General features: G+C 67.3%; 21 protein-coding genes and 1 pseudogene. 14 read left to right on the forward strand and 8 right to left on the reverse strand.

Going from position 1 to position 17,022, the window contains the following annotated elements:
• Nucleotides 1–18: 18 nt before the first annotated feature.
• Both ACFSKW_RS28215 and ACFSKW_RS28220 read left to right on the forward strand, forming a co-directional pair.
• On the forward strand, nt 19–174 hold the full coding sequence (locus tag ACFSKW_RS28215) for a hypothetical protein (protein WP_379575484.1): 156 nt from the start codon (nt 19–21) through the stop codon (nt 172–174).
• 284 nt (nt 175–458) lie between these two features.
• On the forward strand, nt 459–1,013 hold the full coding sequence (locus tag ACFSKW_RS28220; RefSeq protein WP_379575485.1) for a dihydrofolate reductase family protein: 555 nt from the start codon (nt 459–461) through the stop codon (nt 1,011–1,013).
• Between the two features lie 241 nt (nt 1,014–1,254).
• Here ACFSKW_RS28220 and ACFSKW_RS28225 read toward each other — a convergent pair whose 3' ends face one another.
• The gene (locus ACFSKW_RS28225; RefSeq protein WP_379575486.1) at nt 1,255–1,497 is read right to left on the reverse strand and encodes a P-loop NTPase family protein; all 243 of its coding nucleotides are present in this window, start codon (nt 1,495–1,497) and stop codon (nt 1,255–1,257) included.
• Nucleotides 1,497–2,180, reverse strand: coding sequence for a Mu transposase domain-containing protein (locus ACFSKW_RS28230; protein WP_379575487.1), 684 nt, complete (start codon nt 2,178–2,180; stop codon nt 1,497–1,499). The genes ACFSKW_RS28225 and ACFSKW_RS28230 overlap by 1 nt, the downstream gene beginning before the upstream one ends.
• Between ACFSKW_RS28230 and ACFSKW_RS28235 the strand changes: the two genes are divergently transcribed.
• From ACFSKW_RS28235 to ACFSKW_RS28280, 10 genes and pseudogenes are all read left to right on the forward strand, one after another.
• Nucleotides 2,153–2,644, forward strand: a complete 492-nt coding sequence (locus ACFSKW_RS28235; RefSeq protein WP_379575488.1) for a hypothetical protein — start codon at nt 2,153–2,155, stop codon at nt 2,642–2,644. The two genes, ACFSKW_RS28230 and ACFSKW_RS28235, sit on opposite strands and share 28 nt — an antisense overlap.
• Before the next feature lie 817 nt (nt 2,645–3,461).
• Nucleotides 3,462–3,857: a hypothetical protein gene (locus ACFSKW_RS28240; protein ID WP_379575489.1), complete on the forward strand. Its 396-nt coding sequence runs from the start codon at nt 3,462–3,464 to the stop codon at nt 3,855–3,857.
• A gap of 382 nt (nt 3,858–4,239) precedes the next feature.
• Nucleotides 4,240–4,671 (forward strand): Rrf2 family transcriptional regulator, encoded by a 432-nt coding sequence (locus tag ACFSKW_RS28245; RefSeq protein ID WP_379575490.1) that lies wholly within the window; start codon nt 4,240–4,242, stop codon nt 4,669–4,671.
• A 73-nt stretch (nt 4,672–4,744) separates the two neighbouring features.
• Nucleotides 4,745–5,479 carry an NIPSNAP family protein gene (locus ACFSKW_RS28250; RefSeq protein WP_379575491.1) on the forward strand — a complete coding sequence of 245 codons (735 nt, stop codon included), beginning with the start codon at nt 4,745–4,747 and terminating at the stop codon, nt 5,477–5,479.
• Between the two features lie 319 nt (nt 5,480–5,798).
• The gene (locus ACFSKW_RS28255; RefSeq protein ID WP_379575493.1) at nt 5,799–6,011 is read left to right on the forward strand and encodes a transposase; all 213 of its coding nucleotides are present in this window, start codon (nt 5,799–5,801) and stop codon (nt 6,009–6,011) included.
• On the forward strand, nt 6,005–6,181 hold the full coding sequence (locus ACFSKW_RS28260) for a hypothetical protein (RefSeq protein ID WP_379575494.1): 177 nt from the start codon (nt 6,005–6,007) through the stop codon (nt 6,179–6,181). The genes ACFSKW_RS28255 and ACFSKW_RS28260 overlap by 7 nt, the downstream gene beginning before the upstream one ends.
• 25 nt (nt 6,182–6,206) lie before the next feature.
• A complete protein-coding gene (locus ACFSKW_RS28265) occupies nt 6,207–6,494 on the forward strand; it encodes a hypothetical protein (protein ID WP_379575495.1) in 288 nt (95 codons plus the stop codon).
• Between the two features lie 294 nt (nt 6,495–6,788).
• A complete protein-coding gene (locus ACFSKW_RS28270; protein ID WP_379575496.1) occupies nt 6,789–7,847 on the forward strand; it encodes a zinc-dependent alcohol dehydrogenase family protein in 1,059 nt (352 codons plus the stop codon).
• A 485-nt stretch (nt 7,848–8,332) separates the two neighbouring features.
• A pseudogene (locus ACFSKW_RS28275) lies at nt 8,333–8,562 on the forward strand (transposase); the annotation flags it as partial.
• Nucleotides 8,563–8,933: 371 nt separating this feature from the next.
• Complete coding sequence (locus ACFSKW_RS28280; RefSeq protein ID WP_379575497.1) at nt 8,934–9,101, forward strand: hypothetical protein; 168 nt, start codon at nt 8,934–8,936, stop codon at nt 9,099–9,101.
• Here the strand turns inward: ACFSKW_RS28280 and ACFSKW_RS28285 are convergent.
• The gene (locus tag ACFSKW_RS28285; RefSeq protein ID WP_379575499.1) at nt 9,092–10,519 is read right to left on the reverse strand and encodes an MFS transporter; all 1,428 of its coding nucleotides are present in this window, start codon (nt 10,517–10,519) and stop codon (nt 9,092–9,094) included. The genes ACFSKW_RS28280 and ACFSKW_RS28285 overlap by 10 nt on opposite strands.
• A gap of 153 nt (nt 10,520–10,672) precedes the next feature.
• Between ACFSKW_RS28285 and ACFSKW_RS28290 the strand changes: the two genes are divergently transcribed.
• Complete coding sequence (locus ACFSKW_RS28290; RefSeq protein ID WP_379575501.1) at nt 10,673–11,368, forward strand: TetR/AcrR family transcriptional regulator; 696 nt, start codon at nt 10,673–10,675, stop codon at nt 11,366–11,368.
• 268 nt (nt 11,369–11,636) lie between these two features.
• Here ACFSKW_RS28290 and ACFSKW_RS28295 read toward each other — a convergent pair whose 3' ends face one another.
• The 4 genes from ACFSKW_RS28295 to ACFSKW_RS28310 form a co-directional block, all read right to left on the reverse strand.
• On the reverse strand, nt 11,637–12,740 hold the full coding sequence (locus ACFSKW_RS28295) for an alpha/beta fold hydrolase (RefSeq protein WP_379575502.1): 1,104 nt from the start codon (nt 12,738–12,740) through the stop codon (nt 11,637–11,639).
• Nucleotides 12,741–12,820: 80 nt separating this feature from the next.
• Nucleotides 12,821–13,063: a maleylpyruvate isomerase N-terminal domain-containing protein gene (locus tag ACFSKW_RS28300; RefSeq protein WP_379575503.1), complete on the reverse strand. Its 243-nt coding sequence runs from the start codon at nt 13,061–13,063 to the stop codon at nt 12,821–12,823.
• 191 nt (nt 13,064–13,254) lie between these two features.
• On the reverse strand, nt 13,255–14,424 hold the full coding sequence (locus ACFSKW_RS28305) for a YbfB/YjiJ family MFS transporter (protein ID WP_379575504.1): 1,170 nt from the start codon (nt 14,422–14,424) through the stop codon (nt 13,255–13,257).
• Entirely contained in the window at nt 14,421–15,245 is an 825-nt protein-coding gene (locus tag ACFSKW_RS28310; RefSeq protein WP_379575505.1) for an alpha/beta hydrolase family protein, read from the reverse strand. Before ACFSKW_RS28310 ends, ACFSKW_RS28305 begins: the two co-directional genes overlap by 4 nt.
• Nucleotides 15,246–15,324: 79 nt before the next feature.
• Between ACFSKW_RS28310 and ACFSKW_RS28315 the strand changes: the two genes are divergently transcribed.
• Nucleotides 15,325–15,975, forward strand: coding sequence for a TetR/AcrR family transcriptional regulator (locus ACFSKW_RS28315; RefSeq protein WP_379575506.1), 651 nt, complete (start codon nt 15,325–15,327; stop codon nt 15,973–15,975).
• Between the two features lie 283 nt (nt 15,976–16,258).
• Here ACFSKW_RS28315 and ACFSKW_RS28320 read toward each other — a convergent pair whose 3' ends face one another.
• On the reverse strand, nt 16,259–16,942 hold the full coding sequence (locus ACFSKW_RS28320; protein ID WP_379575507.1) for a TetR/AcrR family transcriptional regulator: 684 nt from the start codon (nt 16,940–16,942) through the stop codon (nt 16,259–16,261).
• Between the last annotated feature and the right edge of the window lie 80 nt (nt 16,943–17,022).

A 17,022-nucleotide genomic window follows, 5' to 3' on the forward strand; every position in this document is an offset into this window, starting at 1 on the left:
GCCCGGATCTCACCGCGGATGCTCCGCTCCACCCGCCTGGTCGACCTGGTCAACACCATGGACCTCAAACTTGTCGCGGCGCCCTTCGGGATGGACCCCGAGGGCGTCATGACCTATCTCGCCGACCATGTCCATGAGGGCCGCCTACTCGACCAGAACGAAATAGGATCATGATGCGATCTCCGCTTGCGGGCCGCGTGTTGACCCCGGCACCGGTGACGTTGATCAGTGCCGTGTCAATCACCGTCCTTGCTCCGCGGACTTCACCGGCCACGACACCGACGTCCTCAAAGTCCGCTTCACCTCGGCCTGGAATCCGTACTGAGCGGCTGGCCGTCCGGTACCCCAACGGCCCCAATCCATCCAGAAAAGCGCCGTTTGGCCGCCCTGCCTGCGATGAGTTCCGGCGCTCCATCGGGTCTCCACTCCGGACGACCTCTACGACCAAGGAGGAGTTTATGGGCAAGGTCATCTACTGGATGAACACCTCGATCGACGGCTACATCGAGGATCCCGACGGTGGCATGGACTTTCTGGACCAGGCCGAGGACTTTCAGCAGGCGGCGAACGACCATGTTCGCCGGACCGCGGCGTTCCTGTTCGGGCGGCGGCTGTATGAGGCGATGGAAAAGCCCTGGACGCAGGACCTCGGCAAGGAAGGCGCCCCGGCCATCGAGCGGGAGTTCGCCCAGCTCTACAAGGAGACCCCGCGGTACGTCTTCTCCGACACCCTCCAGACCGTCCCCGAAGGGCTCACGATCGTTCGTCGCAAGGACGCCGTGTCCGTGGTGACGCGCCTCAAGCAGGAGATCGACGGCACCCTCCAACTCGGCGGCCCCGAGGTGGCCGCCTCCCTGCTGGACCTGATCGACGAGTTCTGGGTGTACGCGTTCCCCGTGATCGTCGGGGGCGGCAAGCCGTACCTGCCCGTGAGAGAGGAACTGCGGCTGCGCCTGGTCGAGCACCGTTCCCTCGCCTCAGGAACCACGTTCCGGCGCTATGCACGACCCTGACCGACCAGGAGCGGACCCCACGCGGGCGCAGGGTCCCCGTGGCCGTACGCCCGTGCGCGATCCTCGACGAAGTGGCGCCCGCGTCACTGAACCCGACCTTTCGGCACCACCTTGCACAGGTTCGCTTTGCCGAAGGGCTTGTTCGAGGTCGCGATCAAGGAGTTCGTGTCTGAATGAAACGAGCTGGAAGAACAGGTTCGCGGCCTCGGACTCGAACGGGATGTAACCCGCCTCGTCGAGATCAGCAGCGGGATGCGGCCAAGGCGGACGGGTTCTTCTTGAGCGACTTGCGGCTTGACGCGGCCTTCACCGCCGTGGGCTTCGCGGGCTGCGACCTCGCGCTGCAGACAGGCAGCCAGAAACTCCTCGTGCGTCCATTCCTCAGCCGGGCCCGCTCGACCGAGGCCGCCAGGGACGGGGCCTTCAGCGCGCGAGTCAGGTAGGCGATCTCGGAGGCGACGTTCCTGCTGGTCTTGGCGGCCATCAGACGGCCACCTCCTCGTCGCTCAGGCCGAACATGCGGTCGTGGTCAGTGAGTTTGCGTTGTTCGACCTCGGTCATCACGGCGGGGACACCGACCAGCCGCTGGCGCCGGAAGGCGCGATCGGCCTGGGCGTCGGCGTCGTCGGTGAGGGTCTGGTGGGCGGCCCAGCACCGGTCGTGGCGGGCGACGTTCTTGCCGCCGCAGGTCGCCGTCACCTGGTCGAGACCAGCGGTGACCTCGACTATCCGGCCGATCACGGCCGGATGGACGGAGTGGTCGTCGGCGTCAGACGGACGTAGTGGTCGCGCGGTGGCCGGACCAAGGTCTTCCAACCGATCTGTGGCGGGGTTGCCGGGGTCGCGACCATCGCGGCCAGATCGGCCGAGAACCGGTCGACCGGGCGGCACTCGATCCTGCGGTGACGCCGCTGGTCGGCCCGTTCCAGCCAGTTGATCAGCTGAGCGTTGAAGTCTGCCGAGGGCCTGGCGGCGTGTGACCACGACCAACCGCGGCGTCGAACGCTGCGGCGTCCACTGAGGATGCGCCCTACAGCGGTACGGTCGGTTGACCCCCGAACGGGCCGGTTCAAGGGCTCTGAGCGGGTGGTTTATGGGGTGATTATGAGTTGATGATCTAGGTGGAGCACCTTTGCGGCATGCGGAAGAAACTTGCTCCCATCGCATCCATCGCGGCCGTCGCGGCCGCCCTGACACTGCTCGCCGCTCCGGCCGGCGCCGCGGTCGGTTCCCCGGCCCCGCCGCCCGGCCATCCTGCGCAGGTGCCCACCCCGCCCCCGCTCACGCCGGAGGAGGCCGAGAAGCACGACGAACAGGCTTCCGTCACGCAGGCCGCCGAGGCGTGGATGTCCTGCGCCCGGCTCTGGAGGAACTACTACCTGAACTGGAAGCAGCCCGACTCGGTCGGCTACTACGACTTCGTGGCTCTGTATGACCATGTTCCCGCCGATGGGGACGACGCCGGCAAGAACTACCTGCCTGGGCAGTGGCAGTGGGCCACGAAGGGGACGAACTGGTACACCGGCGTCTCCAACACCACCGAGGGGCTCACTGCCGCCTACGTGTCATGGGACTACGGCGCGGGCAAGTGGAAGGTACTCGACACCAGCTCCACACGCTGGTGGTGCTGACCTGGCCTGAGAGACGCCCCCCGCCCGGCAGACGGGCGGGGGCCGTCGGCTCGTTGACCGAATTCTCAGTAGGTTTGTTGTCATTATGCGACTCGGTAGGGTGCCGAAGTGAGACGCGGCGGGAGGGGATCCTTGCCACCCCCCTCCTCGAGTTCGCGGAGAACCGCGGCCCATCGATCGCCCGCATGAACGGGTCGAGATCTCCCAAGCCGGGCTAATCCACCACCACTGCTGCTCGCCGTCTTGGACTACCGCGACGACGTGGACATGCGCCGCTTCGCCTTCGACGGCACCGGCGGCATCGCCCCTGCGCGCGCTGGCGGACATCGTCGAATACAACTCCCGGGCGCCCGGCCTGGTCCAGCTCCTCTTGGTCATCAGCGGCGAAGCGGTGACCGCCGACCATCCCGCTCACGAGTGGGCCAAAGCCCGCTTTCGCGTCACGGATGCCTCGTGCGTGGACGCGCCAGAACCGGATCGGGCGCGCCGGCGGAGCACGGAGCGCGCGGCGTTGAGCACGCAGGTACGGATGTAGGGCAAGGTGAGCGCTTCCGTGGACCTGCCGTGCAACCTGGCGAAACGTCCTGCACGACGTCCTCGGCACTCCCCCGGTCACCGACGAGCAGCAGCGCCAGGCGTACCGGGGCGAGCCAGTGCTCGCGGTACAGGTTGGCGAACACCGCCTCGGCGTCGGGCGTGCGGCACGGACAGGCGCGGGAGGGTCTCACCGTTCATACCAAGCGAACGCGCGCCGCCGCCGATCTGCTGCATCGGAAGTCTCTATCGCCGAGCCGAGGCAGTGGCTTACGTTCTCGAGATGGCCTACGACATCCTCGAGCTGACCGCGAACCCCGCGCTCGCCCTGACGCCGACCACGACGGTCCACTCCGGTGTCGTCCGGGTGGGTCACAACGCCCGCATCCAGGTGTGGCGATCGAACGAACCGGCCACGGAGTTCGGCTTCTATCCGCCCGACGTGCCGCCGCTGGCCGAGGGTGTGCCGGCGCCGCTGATCTGGGCAGAGGCCCAGGTGATGTGGTTCGTGCCCGGCACGCAGTCGTCCGGGCACTTCCCGATCGGCGTGGAGCGGATCTCCGCCGCCTACACGCCCGATCCTCGTGGCGGCCCGGCGCGCTGGCTCCTGGTCAGCGGCGCGGCCCACGCGTCGGCCGGCCTCCGGCTGGCCTACCGGATCACGGTCCAGGGGCAATGAGCGGCCGGGGAGCGCGTCAATGCTCGGTGACCCCGGGCTGGGTCAGGAATATCTTGCCGTCGCGCAGCTCTGCCACGTTGCGGGAGGCGATGGCGATGCTCCCCTCAGAGCCGCAATCAGTGGCGAAGGACGCGGAGATCATGGTGTTGCGTCATGAGGTGGCGGTGCTGCGACGTCAGACCGGACGGCCGAAGCCGGACGGCGGACTGGTCTGCTGCCGAAGATCTGACTTCCGTGGCCTTTCTTGAGACCTGGCCGTGGCGCGCGCAGGTGGCCCCGCGACCTGAGAGGAATCGGCCGGCGGGCGGGAGAAACGCCCCGGGATGGGTGCCCGGTTGACATCCCCCCGACTGTAATAGAGGCTGTTACAGCAGGAGGGATGATGGCAGCGAACAGCCGGCTCACGATCGCCGTGCACATTCTGACGTGGTTGGCTCTCGCGCACCGGCGCGGGATGGAGCTGCTGACCTCTGACCAGGTCGCCGCAAGCGTCAACACGAATCCGGTGATAATCCGGCGCAGTCTCGGTGACCTGCGGCGGGCGGGCCTGGTGACCGTGCGTCACGGCGCGGGGGCGGGATGGAGCCTGGCCCGCGCGCCGGAGGAGATCATGCTGCTCAACGTGTACGACGCCGTCGAGCGGGAGCCGTTGTTCGGCATGCACCACACCGAGCCCAACCTCGAATGCCCGGTCGGCAAGGGGATCCGGCCCGCACTGGGCGATGTGTACGGGAGGGCCGAGCTGGCGCTGCGTGCGGAGTTGGGGCGCACGTCGATAGCCGACGTGCTACGCCAGACCCTGCTGGTGAGCTAGGACCCCTGGGCCCGGCGGCTTTCGGCGCCCTTTGCTGTAACAAAAGTTGTTCTAATAACAGAAAGAGATCCTCGTGTCCTACGTACGATGCCCGGTCGTCGAGCTGAGGCAGTACACGCTGCACCCTGGTCAGCGCGACGTGCTGATCAGTCTGTTCGACCGGGAGTTCGTCGAGTCGCAGGAGGCGGTCGGCATGACGCTCCTGGGACAGTTCCGTGACCTGGACGACCCGGACCGGTTCGTCTGGCTGCGGGGATTCGACGACATGCCGCACCGCGCCGAGGCGCTCGGCCGCTTCTACGGCGGGCCGATCTGGAAGGCACACCGCGAGCAGGCCAACGCCACGATGATCGACTCGGACGACGTACTGCTGCTGAGGCCCGTCACGGCGCGGACCGGCTTCCCGTCCCCCGCCGCCGCCCGGCCGCCGGCCGGCGAGACGACCCCGCCCCCCTCGGTCGTGCTCGCGACGATCTACTACGGCGCCGGCCCGTTCGACGAGACGTTCGTGGAGTTCTTCGACCAGGAGATATGCCCTGCCCTGGCAGAGGCGGGAGCCACGCCGCTGGCCTGCCTGCGGTCCGAACACGCCGCGAACACCTTCCCGGCGCTGCCGGTGCGGACCGGAGAGAACGTCCTCGTGTGGTTCGCCCGGTTCGCCGACGAGCGGCACCTCATCGAGCATCTGGACCGTCTCGAGCACTCGGATCGGTGGCGCGAGAAGGTGCTGCCCACCTTGTCGGCGGCGCTGGCCAGAACCCCGCAGCGGTTGCGACTGGCTCCCACCGCGAGATCCCTGCTGCGCTGACTGCCGGTTATCTATTGTCCGTATTAGCTTGATGGCGCTGCGTAACCAGCCATGGCCTTCGCCGGCGATCGACAAGCGTGAAGCCCGTACGACCCTGCTGGTCAACTCGGATTGCTGGCTCCGGTTCATGATCTGATGGCGCCTACGCTGATCATGAAGGCTGTGGCAGCCGTCGTCATCGTCTTCGTCCTGACTGCCGGGGCGAATGGAGGCGGCGATGTCGATGCGACCCGCACCGTGACCAGAGCCGGCACCCGAGGTCGCGGCGGCGATCCGGATCACCTACCGAGGTAAGCGTCACGTGCCGTTACCGATGCGGATGCGTGATGAGTTGGGCGAAGTGTTCGCCGACGAGGCGTTCGCAGGCGTCTTCGGCAAGGGGGGCAAGCCGGGCTGGTCGCCGGGGCGGGCGGCGTTGATCACGGTGGTGCAGCGGGTGGACAACCTCACCGAGGCGGTCGCCACCGATCTGACCTGGAAGTACGCGCTCGGTTTGAGCCTGGACGACCCGGGCTCGACGCCAGCGTGCTGAGTGAGTTCCGCTCCCGGATGATCGCGCATGAGCTGGAGGAAAGGCCACTCGACCTGGTGTTGGCGGCGTTGCAGGAGCATGGCCTGCTGGCGGCGGACGGCAAGCAGCGCACTGACTTGTACCGCTCCAGAACTCATGCACAAAAGCTGAGCTCGCGTTTCTTCGGGTGAGCCAGGGAGTGCCTGACATGTCGGCGTGACGGAGCCACAGCATCGAAGCGGCGATGGCGATACCCGCGAGGGAACGGCTGGTGAGCTTGTCGAAGCAGGTGGCGATGCCGCGCCATTGCTTGAGCTTGCCGGTGCAGCGTTCGAGGAGGTTGCGCTGCTTGCAGGCGAGGGCGTCGAAGGCGGGCGGGCGGCCTCCGGGACCGCCCCGACGTCGCCGGTTGGCGATCTGCTCGCGACCGGTTGCCCCGATGAGTGGATCACCTCGCTGTGGACTGTGTCGCCTCGAGTACGTAAGTCGGCGGAACTGAGCTGATCACTCTATCGAAGGAAGCCCTCACAACTGCGCCGGCACGGCAACGATCGTTTGTCGGCTCGCATGTCAGACCTGCTTCGCGGCCTCCCGACGCGCGCTTGCAGCTTGGCGCGACAAGCTGCAAGCAGTTACTTCGCACAAATGTACGACAATCGTCGCAAAGTCAAGAAGAAACACAGGTAAACGTGTTACGGTTATTTCATCGGACTCGTTGGGGCCGCTCGCAGGAGGTGATTCCCTGCTGGAACGACCGAGCGCGACTAAAGAAGAGACCTCATTCCCATGCCACAATCCATGCGCGCGCTCGTAGCCGGAAAGGTTGGCGAGCCGGCCGATGTCCTGCGGATTGAATCCCGGCCTATTCCCATGCCAGAGGCCGGTCAGGCGTTGATCCGCGTGAAGGCGACTCCGATTCACGCCAGTGATCTGCACGTGCTGCGCGGCCGCTACGGTTTCTCCCCCGAGTTTCCCACTGTCGGGGGTCACATGGAATGTGTGGGCCGTATTGAGGCCCTGGGCCCGGATACCGAGGGACTGAAGATCGGCGAGCGCGTGGTGGCCGTTGCCGTCCCGGCGGTGCCCGGGCCGCATATGGCCGGCACATGGCAGGAATACCTTGGTGCCGACACACGAAGGCTCCTGCCGGTCCCCGACCATCTGAGTGACTCCAGCGCCTGTCAACTCGCCGTCAACCCGTTGACCGCGCTGCTCCTCGTGTCTCGCGAACTCGACGTACAGCCGGGTGAATGGTTGTTGCAGACGGCCGCGGGCTCCACCGTCGGCCGGCTCGTCATTCAGCTGGCCAGACATCTGGGTATTCGCACGATCAATGTCGTACGGCGGCGCGATGCCGTCGAGGAGATCAAGGCGCTTGGTGGTGACGAGGTCATTTGCACTGAGGACGAGGACCTGTTGCAGCGGGTGACCGAGATTGCAGGATCGACCGGCGTGCGCAAGGCCATCGACTGTGTCGCGGGCCACGTGGGCGCCCAGGTATCCCAGGCATTGACTCCGGGAGGAGAGGTCGTGGTCTACGGCGCGCTCTCCACCCATCGGCAGACTGATTCGGCAGCACTGACGATCCCGCTGCTGGCACGCTCGGTCATCTACGAGACCAAAGCAGTCCGTGGCTTCTGGCTGAACCGCTGGTTCGGCACTACCTCACCTGCGGATACGCTGCGCGCGCTGTTCGAGGTTCGCAGTCTCGTCGCCGATGAAGTGCTGAGCATCCCCCAAGGCGAGCCGTTCCCGCTCGAGCGCTTCATTGAAGCCATCTCGTTCGCCGAAGCACCCGCACATGGCGCAAAACCGCTCTTCGTCTTCGAGGATGGCCGGGACGAAGACAGCAGGTAGGACGCGGTAGGTGTCTTCGCCGTGCGTGCCGCTGTGGTCGAGCGCTTCCGCCCCATGGTCGACGTGGGCGCCGGATGCGGTCACGGTGATTGCCGTACTCTGCCGCCGTACAGTTTGGAAGATTGCGTATGCGGATGCGGCCTGGACCAGGAAGATGCTCACTTTCGGCTTCTCGTGACGGCCTCTGCTACTCCCCGCGGTTCCACTCAACTTCCTGCCTGATCGGGCACGCGAGGCTTTTGATAGCGTATTTGACAAGTGTACGACTGGAATCGTGTGGCCTATCTTGAGGGTTGGCTTGTCCATCTTAAATCTTATTGCATATTTTTCGATTTCCAAAGCGCTCATAAACCCTTCAGGTTGATGTTCAAAATATTCAAGACGGATCTGCGAAATGAGGGATCTCGCCTGCTTTAGAAGTCCTAACAAAATGATCTAGGAATACGTGGAAGGGCGAGCAGGCACCATGGGCCGTTCCCGACGGGCTGTGGGCGCGGATCGAGCCGTTGTTGCCGGTCGTGCCGCGCCGGGTCGATCACCCGGGACGCAAGCGTCTGGACAACCGGAGGTCCTGTCGGGCATCTTGTTCGTGCTCTATACCGGCATTGCCTGGGAGTTCCTGCCGCAGGAGCTGGGCTTCGTTTCGGGGATGACCTGCTGGCGCAGGTTGCGGGACTGGCATCATGCCGGGGTCTGGGAGAACCCGCACCAGGTGACCGCCTTCGCCGCTGACGACGTGTGGGTGGCCGGTGTCGACTACGGCGACGACGAACGACCCACACAGGTCACATTGCCGCACTACAACGGACGACGATGGGCCCGCGACTGCCGCGACGGCGGCGGCGAGATCTGCGGTGACGGCTTCACTATCACTCGTGTCCCCACCACCTCCCGTCTCCTCCGGGCCGGGAGGGCGCACTGCGGCGACGAAAACACGTCCTCCACATCCGCCGCTAGAAGGGGATGACACGCTTTGCAGGCAACGCCTGACGGCGACGAATCATGACATCTCGATCTCAACGGCACGATCAGGCTCCACGTCCACGACCAGACAGCATCCTGAACCACTCAAACCTCGCTCCCGTCGTGGCGGGGTCCGGCGGGCAGGACCTGAGTACCTGGCCACTGGACAAGATCGACGCCCGCGAGCAGGCCCTGACCAGCCAGATCGAGCAGAGCAAGGTGGCGATGCTGTCTTCGTACGAGCCGCTCCCGTCTGCATTCTTCACCTGCCTGATTTCCGGCTACGACTGAGTGGTGCGCGGCGTTATGCCGAATGCCGTTGCCGCACTGACGGCGGCCACGATGGCGATGAACCACCAGCCGTGCTGGAAGGCGGTCAGCAATCGATCGGAGGCGACATTCAGCGACCCGACGATGGCGACCAGAACGGCGACGCCCAGCACGTAGCCGAGCTGGCGGGCGGTGTTCACCACCGCGCTGCCGGTGGCGGACTGCTCCGGCGGCAGATCGACGGCTGCCGAGGCGATCATGCTGGGCAGGGCGAGGCCGATGCCGACGCCGGAAATCATCCAGCCCGGCAGCACCTCGGTGGCGTAGTGCACAGGCGTCGCAGCGGTACCCAGCACCAGCACCACCCCTCCGGCGAACAGCAGATTGCCCATGGCCACAACGACACCCACCGGCACCCACTTGATCAGTCGTTGGCTGACGGCGGCGAAGATCGGCACCATGATCGGCCCTGGCACGATGGCGAGCCCGGTTTCGATGGTGTTGAAGCGGGCCGCGTTCTCCAGCCACATAGCGATACTGAGGAACCACGCCCCGAACGCGGTGCAGAACGCCAGCACGGTGGTGTTGGCCCACACGAACGTGGGCACCCGGAACAGGGCGGGCGATACCACCGGATCGGGATGCCGCACCATCCGCACCACGAACAGGACCAGGCCCGCCACCGCGACGGCGAGGACACAGAGTGTCGCTCCGCTCGACCACGACCATTCGCTGCTCTTCACCAGACCCAGCGACAGCCCCCCGATCACCACGACCAGCAGCACCACTCCGAGCAGATCGGGCACCCGCGCCTGCACCCGCTGCCGCAGATCCGGAACCAGGCGCAGGGCGGAGATTCCGGCCACCACACCCACCGGCAGATTGATCAGGAAGATCCAGCGCCAGGACGCCTCGACCAGCGCCCCGCCGACCACGGGACCGAAGGCCGCGGAGAAGGAACTCGTTGTGGCCCAGATCTTTACCGCAGCCGACACCTTCGCCGGCGGCAGCACCGTGAGCAGCAGCCCGAGGCTCGCCGGGGTGAGGGCGGCGGCACCGATTGCCTGCACGACCCGGAATGCCACGAGCGCCCACAGCGACGGCGCCAGCGCGCAGGCCAGGCTGGCCAGCGTGAAAATGCCGAGCCCGACCAGGAATCCGGCCTTGCGCCCGAATCGATCCGAGAAACGCCCGGCCGGAATCAACAGCGCCGCATAGACGATCGCGTACCCGTTGAGGACCCAGCTGAGGTCCGCCAGCGAGGAACCCCGGTACGACTCACCGATCTTGATGAACGCGACGTTCACCACGAACACGTCGAGCATCGCCATGAACGCGGCCGAGCAGAGCACCCACACGACCGCGGCCGAATGATCCCGAGTCGGCCGTAGCGTCGTCGCCTTGGTTATGTCATGCATCAAGCATCCCTTCTTGTCCACACCGGCCAACCTCGACCAGGCAAGGCCATCAAAGCATACGTTCGACCGTATGTTTACTTCAATCACACAGATCGGGGTGCGCAAGGTCTGAAGGGCAGTGGCGGCACGGCGGGCAAACAACGTGGGCCGGACCGACGGCATACGATCGACTGTATGGTGACATCTGGGCGACAGGCTGCCGAGGAAACCACCGACAAGCGTTTGCTGCGCGGCGCGCAGTCGCGGCGGACCGTGACCCGGCGAGCGGTCGACATCGCCTCGCTGGACGGGCTCGACGGGCTCAGCTTCGGCCGTCTGGCCGAGGATCTCGGCATCAGCAAGGCCGGAATCCAGACCCTGTTCCGGACCAAGGAGGGGCTGCAGCTCGCCACCGTGGAAGCGGCCCGCGAGGCGTTCGTCGACGCGGTCATCCGGCCCGCCCTGCGGTCCCCCGCGGGCGTCGCGCGCATTCGCGCCCTGGTCGATCGGTGGATCGAATACGCCGTACAGCCGCTGTTCTCCGGTGGCTGCTTCTGGGGCGCGAACCTGCCGGAATTCGACAGCCGCCCCGGGCCTGTCCGGGATGTACTGCGACGGCAACAACGTGCCTGGCACACGACCCTCGCGACGCAGTTCCGGCGCGCCGTCGCACGCGGTGAGATAGCCGAAATCGATCCCGAGTCTGCCGCCTTCCAGGTGAGCGCCTTGCTCAGCGCCGTCAATCTGGCCGTGCGCCTCGGTGACGACGACCGGGTAGCGATGGCGCGGCACGTGATTGATGGTTTGCTCACGCACGATTCGCGGCATGCCGTCGGCGCGGCTCCTCTCGGGTGCCCCCAGCAGGAACCGAACATGCGAGGACGCCGCTGAATCAGGCTTGTTTCGGGTGCCGCCAATGCGCGACGGCACTGCCACGTGGACTCATCGAAAACGCCCGCGTGGCGACCATCGTCACCTCAGCGGAGAATGCCCACGCGGCGGCGTGTCCCCGCTGGTTGGGGCGGTGGCGGCGCTACCTGACCCCGATACAAGGGCTGCGACACGCGCTACGGCACTGCCGCGCCGGTCGGCCTCGAAGGCCGGCAAGGCGGCGACGCTGTCGTTCTGAAACTGACGATCATCGTGCCGGAGATCCGCATCAGGCGAAGAACCGTGCCAGGTGTTCGATGACGATCTCGGGTTGTTCCTCGGGGATGTAGTGGCCGCTGTCGGACACCTTCACCACTTCGACATCGGTGCCCTTGTCCGGTAGCACCGCCTGCAGGAGCATGTGGCCTGCTTCGCCGCCGCCCAGGCCTAGCAGGGGGACGGTGACCTTGCCGTAGGTCTTCTCGTCGGCGATGTCCTGTCCGAACGATCGGTACCAGGAGTTGCCCGCGCGGATCGCGTCCGGTGCGGCGTAGGCGCGGGCGTAGATCTCGCGGTCGCGGTCGCTGATGGCGGAGGGGTCTTCGATCAGGTAGTCGCACATCCAGTCGATCAGTTCGCGGGACTTGCCGGCGAGCAGGCGCTCGGGCAGGTCGGGCACCTGGTTGAAGGCGAACCACCACAGGAAGCGGCCGGGGCCGGCGTGAATGTCGCCGTCGATCTGCTGGCGTCCGGGCCGAGGGAGCAGGGAGTGGTTGTAGAAGCGCACGTCGGGGTGCGCGATGTCCAGCAGCGCGATGCGCCGGGCGTGGGTGGGATGGTTGGCGGCGAAGGCGTAGGCGACCATGCCGCCGATGTCGTGGCCGGCGATGTCGACGCGGTCGTGGCCCAGGTGGAGGACGAGCTCCAGAATGTCGGCGGCCATCGTCTTCTTGTCGTACCCGTCGCGGGGCTTGTCCGAGCCGCCCATGCCGCGCAGGTCGACGGCGATCACCCGGTGCCGTTCGGCCAGCGCCGGCATGATCTTGTGGAACTCCCACCACGTCTGCGGCCACCCGCCGAGCAGGAGCAGAGGCTCACCCTGCCCGCCCGCCACGTAGTGCAGACGGGTCCCGTCGACGTCGGCGTGCCTGCTGACGAATCCGCCCTCGAGCGAGCTCGCCAACTCCGCGTCAGACAGTACTTCAGCCACGATGATGCCTCCTTCGTTGTCGATCTCATAGTTCAGTGGCGCGCAGCCATACGCCGGGTACGGCAGGTTCCCCAGGAACTTGTCGATGCCGGGCGCTATGCGTGGAAGGCGTCCCAGCGCGAGCCCGGCGTCGGCGAGATGGACGACCGCCTCGACCAGCAGGCGGCGCGGGTAGAAGCGCACATGCTGGTCGGCCCCGTGGGTCCAGTTGGGTGCGTCGGGGGCGGGCGCTTCGGAGCGGGTCCAGCGACAGTGTCACGCTCTCAGCCATCTTGAGGCAGGTCGAGCGGTACGTCCCTGGACCGGACGCGCTCGGTCGCGCGGCTTCTTACCAACGGCTCCATCCATCGGTAGGTGGTGCCGTGATGCTTGGTCAGATCGGCGAGCGTCCAGCCGGGACAGGTGGGCACCTGCGGCTCCAGATCGGAACCCGCCAGCAGTTCGACGTAGCGCGCGTCCACGGCTTCGACCGCATCGCAGTACTGCTCGTACGTCAGACGACTCATGAGGACGGACGGCACCTCCCGATCGCCGATCTGAATCCCGGCGCCGGTCACACGGCTTGTCGCTGAATCCATCGCCGGTTTCGCTGCTGTGAGGGCCAGCGAGGGTATTCCTTGACACCAGCGTCAAAGTCAAGTGCCGCGCTGCCTACCAAGCAGGGAGAGATCTTCCGCACGGTCAGCGGGCGCCCGGGTCAGGCGTTCGTCTCGATGACACTCGGCTGGGACGCTGCGGAGAGGCGCGAGCGGCCCGCGATCGTGGCGATCAGGGCCGCCGCGGCGCACAGGGCCGCGGTCCACGCCAGGGTCGCGTTGGTCGAGGTGTGATCGGCGAGGAGTCCGGCGAGCCAGGGGCCGGCGGTCTGGCCGGCCGCGAACAGCGTGGTGAAGACCGCCAGCGTGGCGGTCCAGTCGGCGGGTGGGGTGTTCGCCTTGATGAGCGCGGTGACGGCGGCGGGGACGCCCATGAACGTCGCCCCGTAGACCACCGCTGAGGCGAGGATGACCGGTGGTGCGGGTGCGGCCAGGGCCAGCGCCGCGCCGCCGGCCAGCAGGCCGAGCAGGGTGGTCAGGGCGCGGGTGCCGGGCCAGCGTGCGGTCGGGCGGCTCCACAGCGCGGGTGCCGCCACGACGGCCAGGCCCAGCGCTGTCCAAGTCAGCACCACCAGTCCGAGCGGGGCGTGCCGATCGGCGAGGTAGGCGGACAGGAACGTGATGTAGGTGATGTAGCCGGCGGCGAACAGCAGGTAGGCCAGGGCGATCCCCCACAACGGGCGCACATGGGCCCGGCCGGCGCCGGCGGCCGTCGCTTCCTCACTGGTATGGGCGGCGCGCCAGCTGATCAGCGTTGCCAGAGCGGCGGCGGCGCTCAAGCCGAGCCAGATGGGGCGCCAGTGGTCGGCCAGCGGCGGGATGGTGAGGCCGCTGAAGACGATGCCCAGGCCGGTGCCCGCGAAGTAGATGGTGATGGGCGCGCCGGAGGCGGCGCGGGTGGCGATGTGCGATGCGATCACACCGCCGGTGATGAACACGGCGGCTCCCGCCACCCCGGCCGCGGCTCGCGTGGCCAGCAGCGCCAGGGTGTGGTCGCTGGCGGCGGTGGTGGCCAGCGACACCGCGGTGAGGATCATGCCCCAGCGGAAGGTGACGGCGGCGCCCATGCGGTGGACGGCGACGGCGGTCAGCAGCGCGCCCAGCAGGTAGCCGAGCCCGTTGGCGGCGCTCATCGTCCCGGCTTCGGACAGGGTCCAGTGCAGGTCGTCCCGCATCGCCGGTAGGAGCAGCCCGTACGCGAAGCGCGCCAGCCCGAGCGCCGAGGCGGTGCCGAGAGCCAACCGGAGCGCCTGCCGCTGCGCGTGCCTCATGGGCACCGTGCCAGGAAGCCCAGGATCGTCCGTGTCAGGGTCACGCGATGGTCCGACAATGCGTGGTCCGTCGCGAAGAGGTGGTGTTCAAGGTGTTCGACGGGCTGCGCCTGGTAGGCCGTGACGACCGGTTCGTGATGCACGTCGTACGGGGTGACGGTGTCGAGGCCCGTGCCGATCAGGAGCACGGGGCGGTTCGCCAGCAGCGGCGCGAGTCCGGCCAACCGCCACGAGTCGCCGGCCGCCTCCATCTCGCTGACGAGCGCCTCCCCGCTGGTGCCCCGGAGGGGACCGAGTTCGCCGGCGAACGCCTCGACATAGCTCGCCCGGACACTCGGGTCGGTACGGCAGAGCGCCGCCGCCGCGCCGAGGTCGAATGCGGCCACCGTGGCGACGGCGGCGACGGACGGTTCGGCGGCCGCGGTCATCAGCGCGGCGAAGCCGCCCAGGCTGTGACCGATCAACATCAGCCGCTGCAGATCCAGCCGGTGAGCGGCGGCGAGGCCGCGCAGTCCGGCCACGACCGCTGCCGTGTCCTCCAGCACGTGCCCCCACGACCACGAGCCGCCGACGCCCCACGAACCGCGATAGTGGAACACCAAGGACGCGTAACCCGCACGGCGCAGCACCTGCGCGAGATCGAAGTTGCGTTCGTTGCCGGGGAATCCGTGCAGGAGCACGACGACAGGGTGTGGCCCTCGGCCTGCTGGAACGTGCAACACACCGAGCAGCGACGCGCCCCCGCTGTCGAACGTCAGCGCCGGTGTGGTGGCCGGGAAGTCAGGGTCGCGCGGAGAGTCGGCGGCAAGCGGGTCAAACATGGAAGAACTCCCGAGGTCGAACCGTTCGGTACGATCCGGAACATTAACACCGGATCGAACCGACCGGTACCATCTACCCATGCCAGTTACCAAAGGCTCGACGATCGACCCCGCACGCACCCGCGCCACCATCCTCGAAGCAGCCACCGCGGTGCTGTACGAGCGCGGGCTCGACGGCATCGGCGTCGCCGAGCTGTGCACCCGCATCGGCGTATCCAAGGAGACGCTCTACCGGCACTTCGGCACCAAGGAGGGCCTGGTCGAGGCCACGCTCCGGCAGCGCAGCGAGCGGGTCACACAGTGGCTGACCGCGGCCGTGGAAGCCGCCGGCCACGACCCCCGCGACCAGCTCGCCGCCGTGTTCGAGGCCCTCCAGCAGTGGTACGACGCTCCGGTCTTCCGCGGCTGCGCGATGCTCAACGCGGCCGCCCAGCACCACGTTGAGCCTGTACGCACCATCACCGCGCGCCATCTCGACCGCTACCTCGAGCTGCTGACCAGCATCGCCGAGCGGGCCGGAGCCGACGATCCACCGGGCCTGGGGCGGCAGCTGTTGATGCTGGTCGAGGGCGCGACCGTCGTCGCCGCGCACCACGACAGCGTCGGCGCGGGTGAGCACGCCCGCAAGGCCGCACTCACCTTGCTGTCCGCCGCCTCCGCAGCCGGCCCTTGCGACCAGGCCTCTTGCGAGAACCTGCCTGCCACAGCGGCGACCGCCCACCGGAGGTAAGGAGAGGCCGAGCCGGACACCGAGCCAGGCATGGCCTGCCACGGCGGTCCGCGCCCTGAAGGCGCGGCCGTCTTCGAGCCCGAACTGGGCCTTGAACAGACGGAACAACGTCCGCAGCGCGACGAGCCCGGTCACCGCGGCAGGCGGGGCGGCGTCACGCGACGGCAGCCGCCCGAGCAGGTCCTCCACAGGGGCTGCCTGGATGAGTCCGGGGCGAGCATAACCGGATCGCCCAACCGTTGGCGTGATCGCGGACGCCTTCTCGCTGGCCCGGCTTCTTGGTCTACCGCTGCCCTGACGACTTCGCCGGGTCCTCGGGGGTGTGCTCCCAGCGTTCGGTCAGGAGGGCGGGAGCGGGTTGGGCTCCCGGCAATCGGGGATGCCCGGAGCGCAGGCCGTCGAGAGCGATGGCGATCGTGCGCCGGCGGGCGTTGCGGGCCGCGTCGATCAGGTCGGTACGGCCCTGCCGGTCGAGCTGGTCGATCAGGGGCGACTTGCCGAGTTGCTCGATCAGCAGCGAGATGTCCATCTTCCCGGCGTCAGGTCGGAGCACTCCTGCCTGGTGCGCCCGGTCCACCAGTTCCCTCATCAGCTCATCCGACCTGGTGAACTTGGCCGCCATCTCGTCCGTCACGGCGATCGTGCCTGCCAGCGGCCCGAGGGAGCCGCCGCTGAACTCGACGCAGGCGCCGATGTAGTGGGCCAGTCCCTCCCATGGGTCGTCGTGCTCCAGGCCGTTTTCGGCGGCCTGGATCCACTGGTCGAGGGAGAGCGAACACAGGTGCTGGAAGAGCTCGTCCTTGGATCGGTAGCGGCGGTACAGGCTCGCGATGCCGACTCCGGCGTGAGCGGCGATCGCCGCCACCGACGCGTGCGCCCCGTCCACGGCCAGGACCTTCTTCGCGGCCTCCAGGAGAGCCTGATCGTTGCGTTCGGCTTCGGCATGCCGGGGAGCTTTGCGGGTCATGTGCTCAATGTAACCACCTTGCGAATCGATTCACTCCGTTACAGCTTCCCTAAACGAAGCGAATCTATCCGTTTGAGGAG

This window comes from Nonomuraea mangrovi (assembly GCF_042681425.1).
In the GTDB taxonomy this organism is placed as follows: Bacteria; Actinomycetota; Actinomycetes; order Streptosporangiales; family Streptosporangiaceae; genus Nonomuraea; species Nonomuraea mangrovi.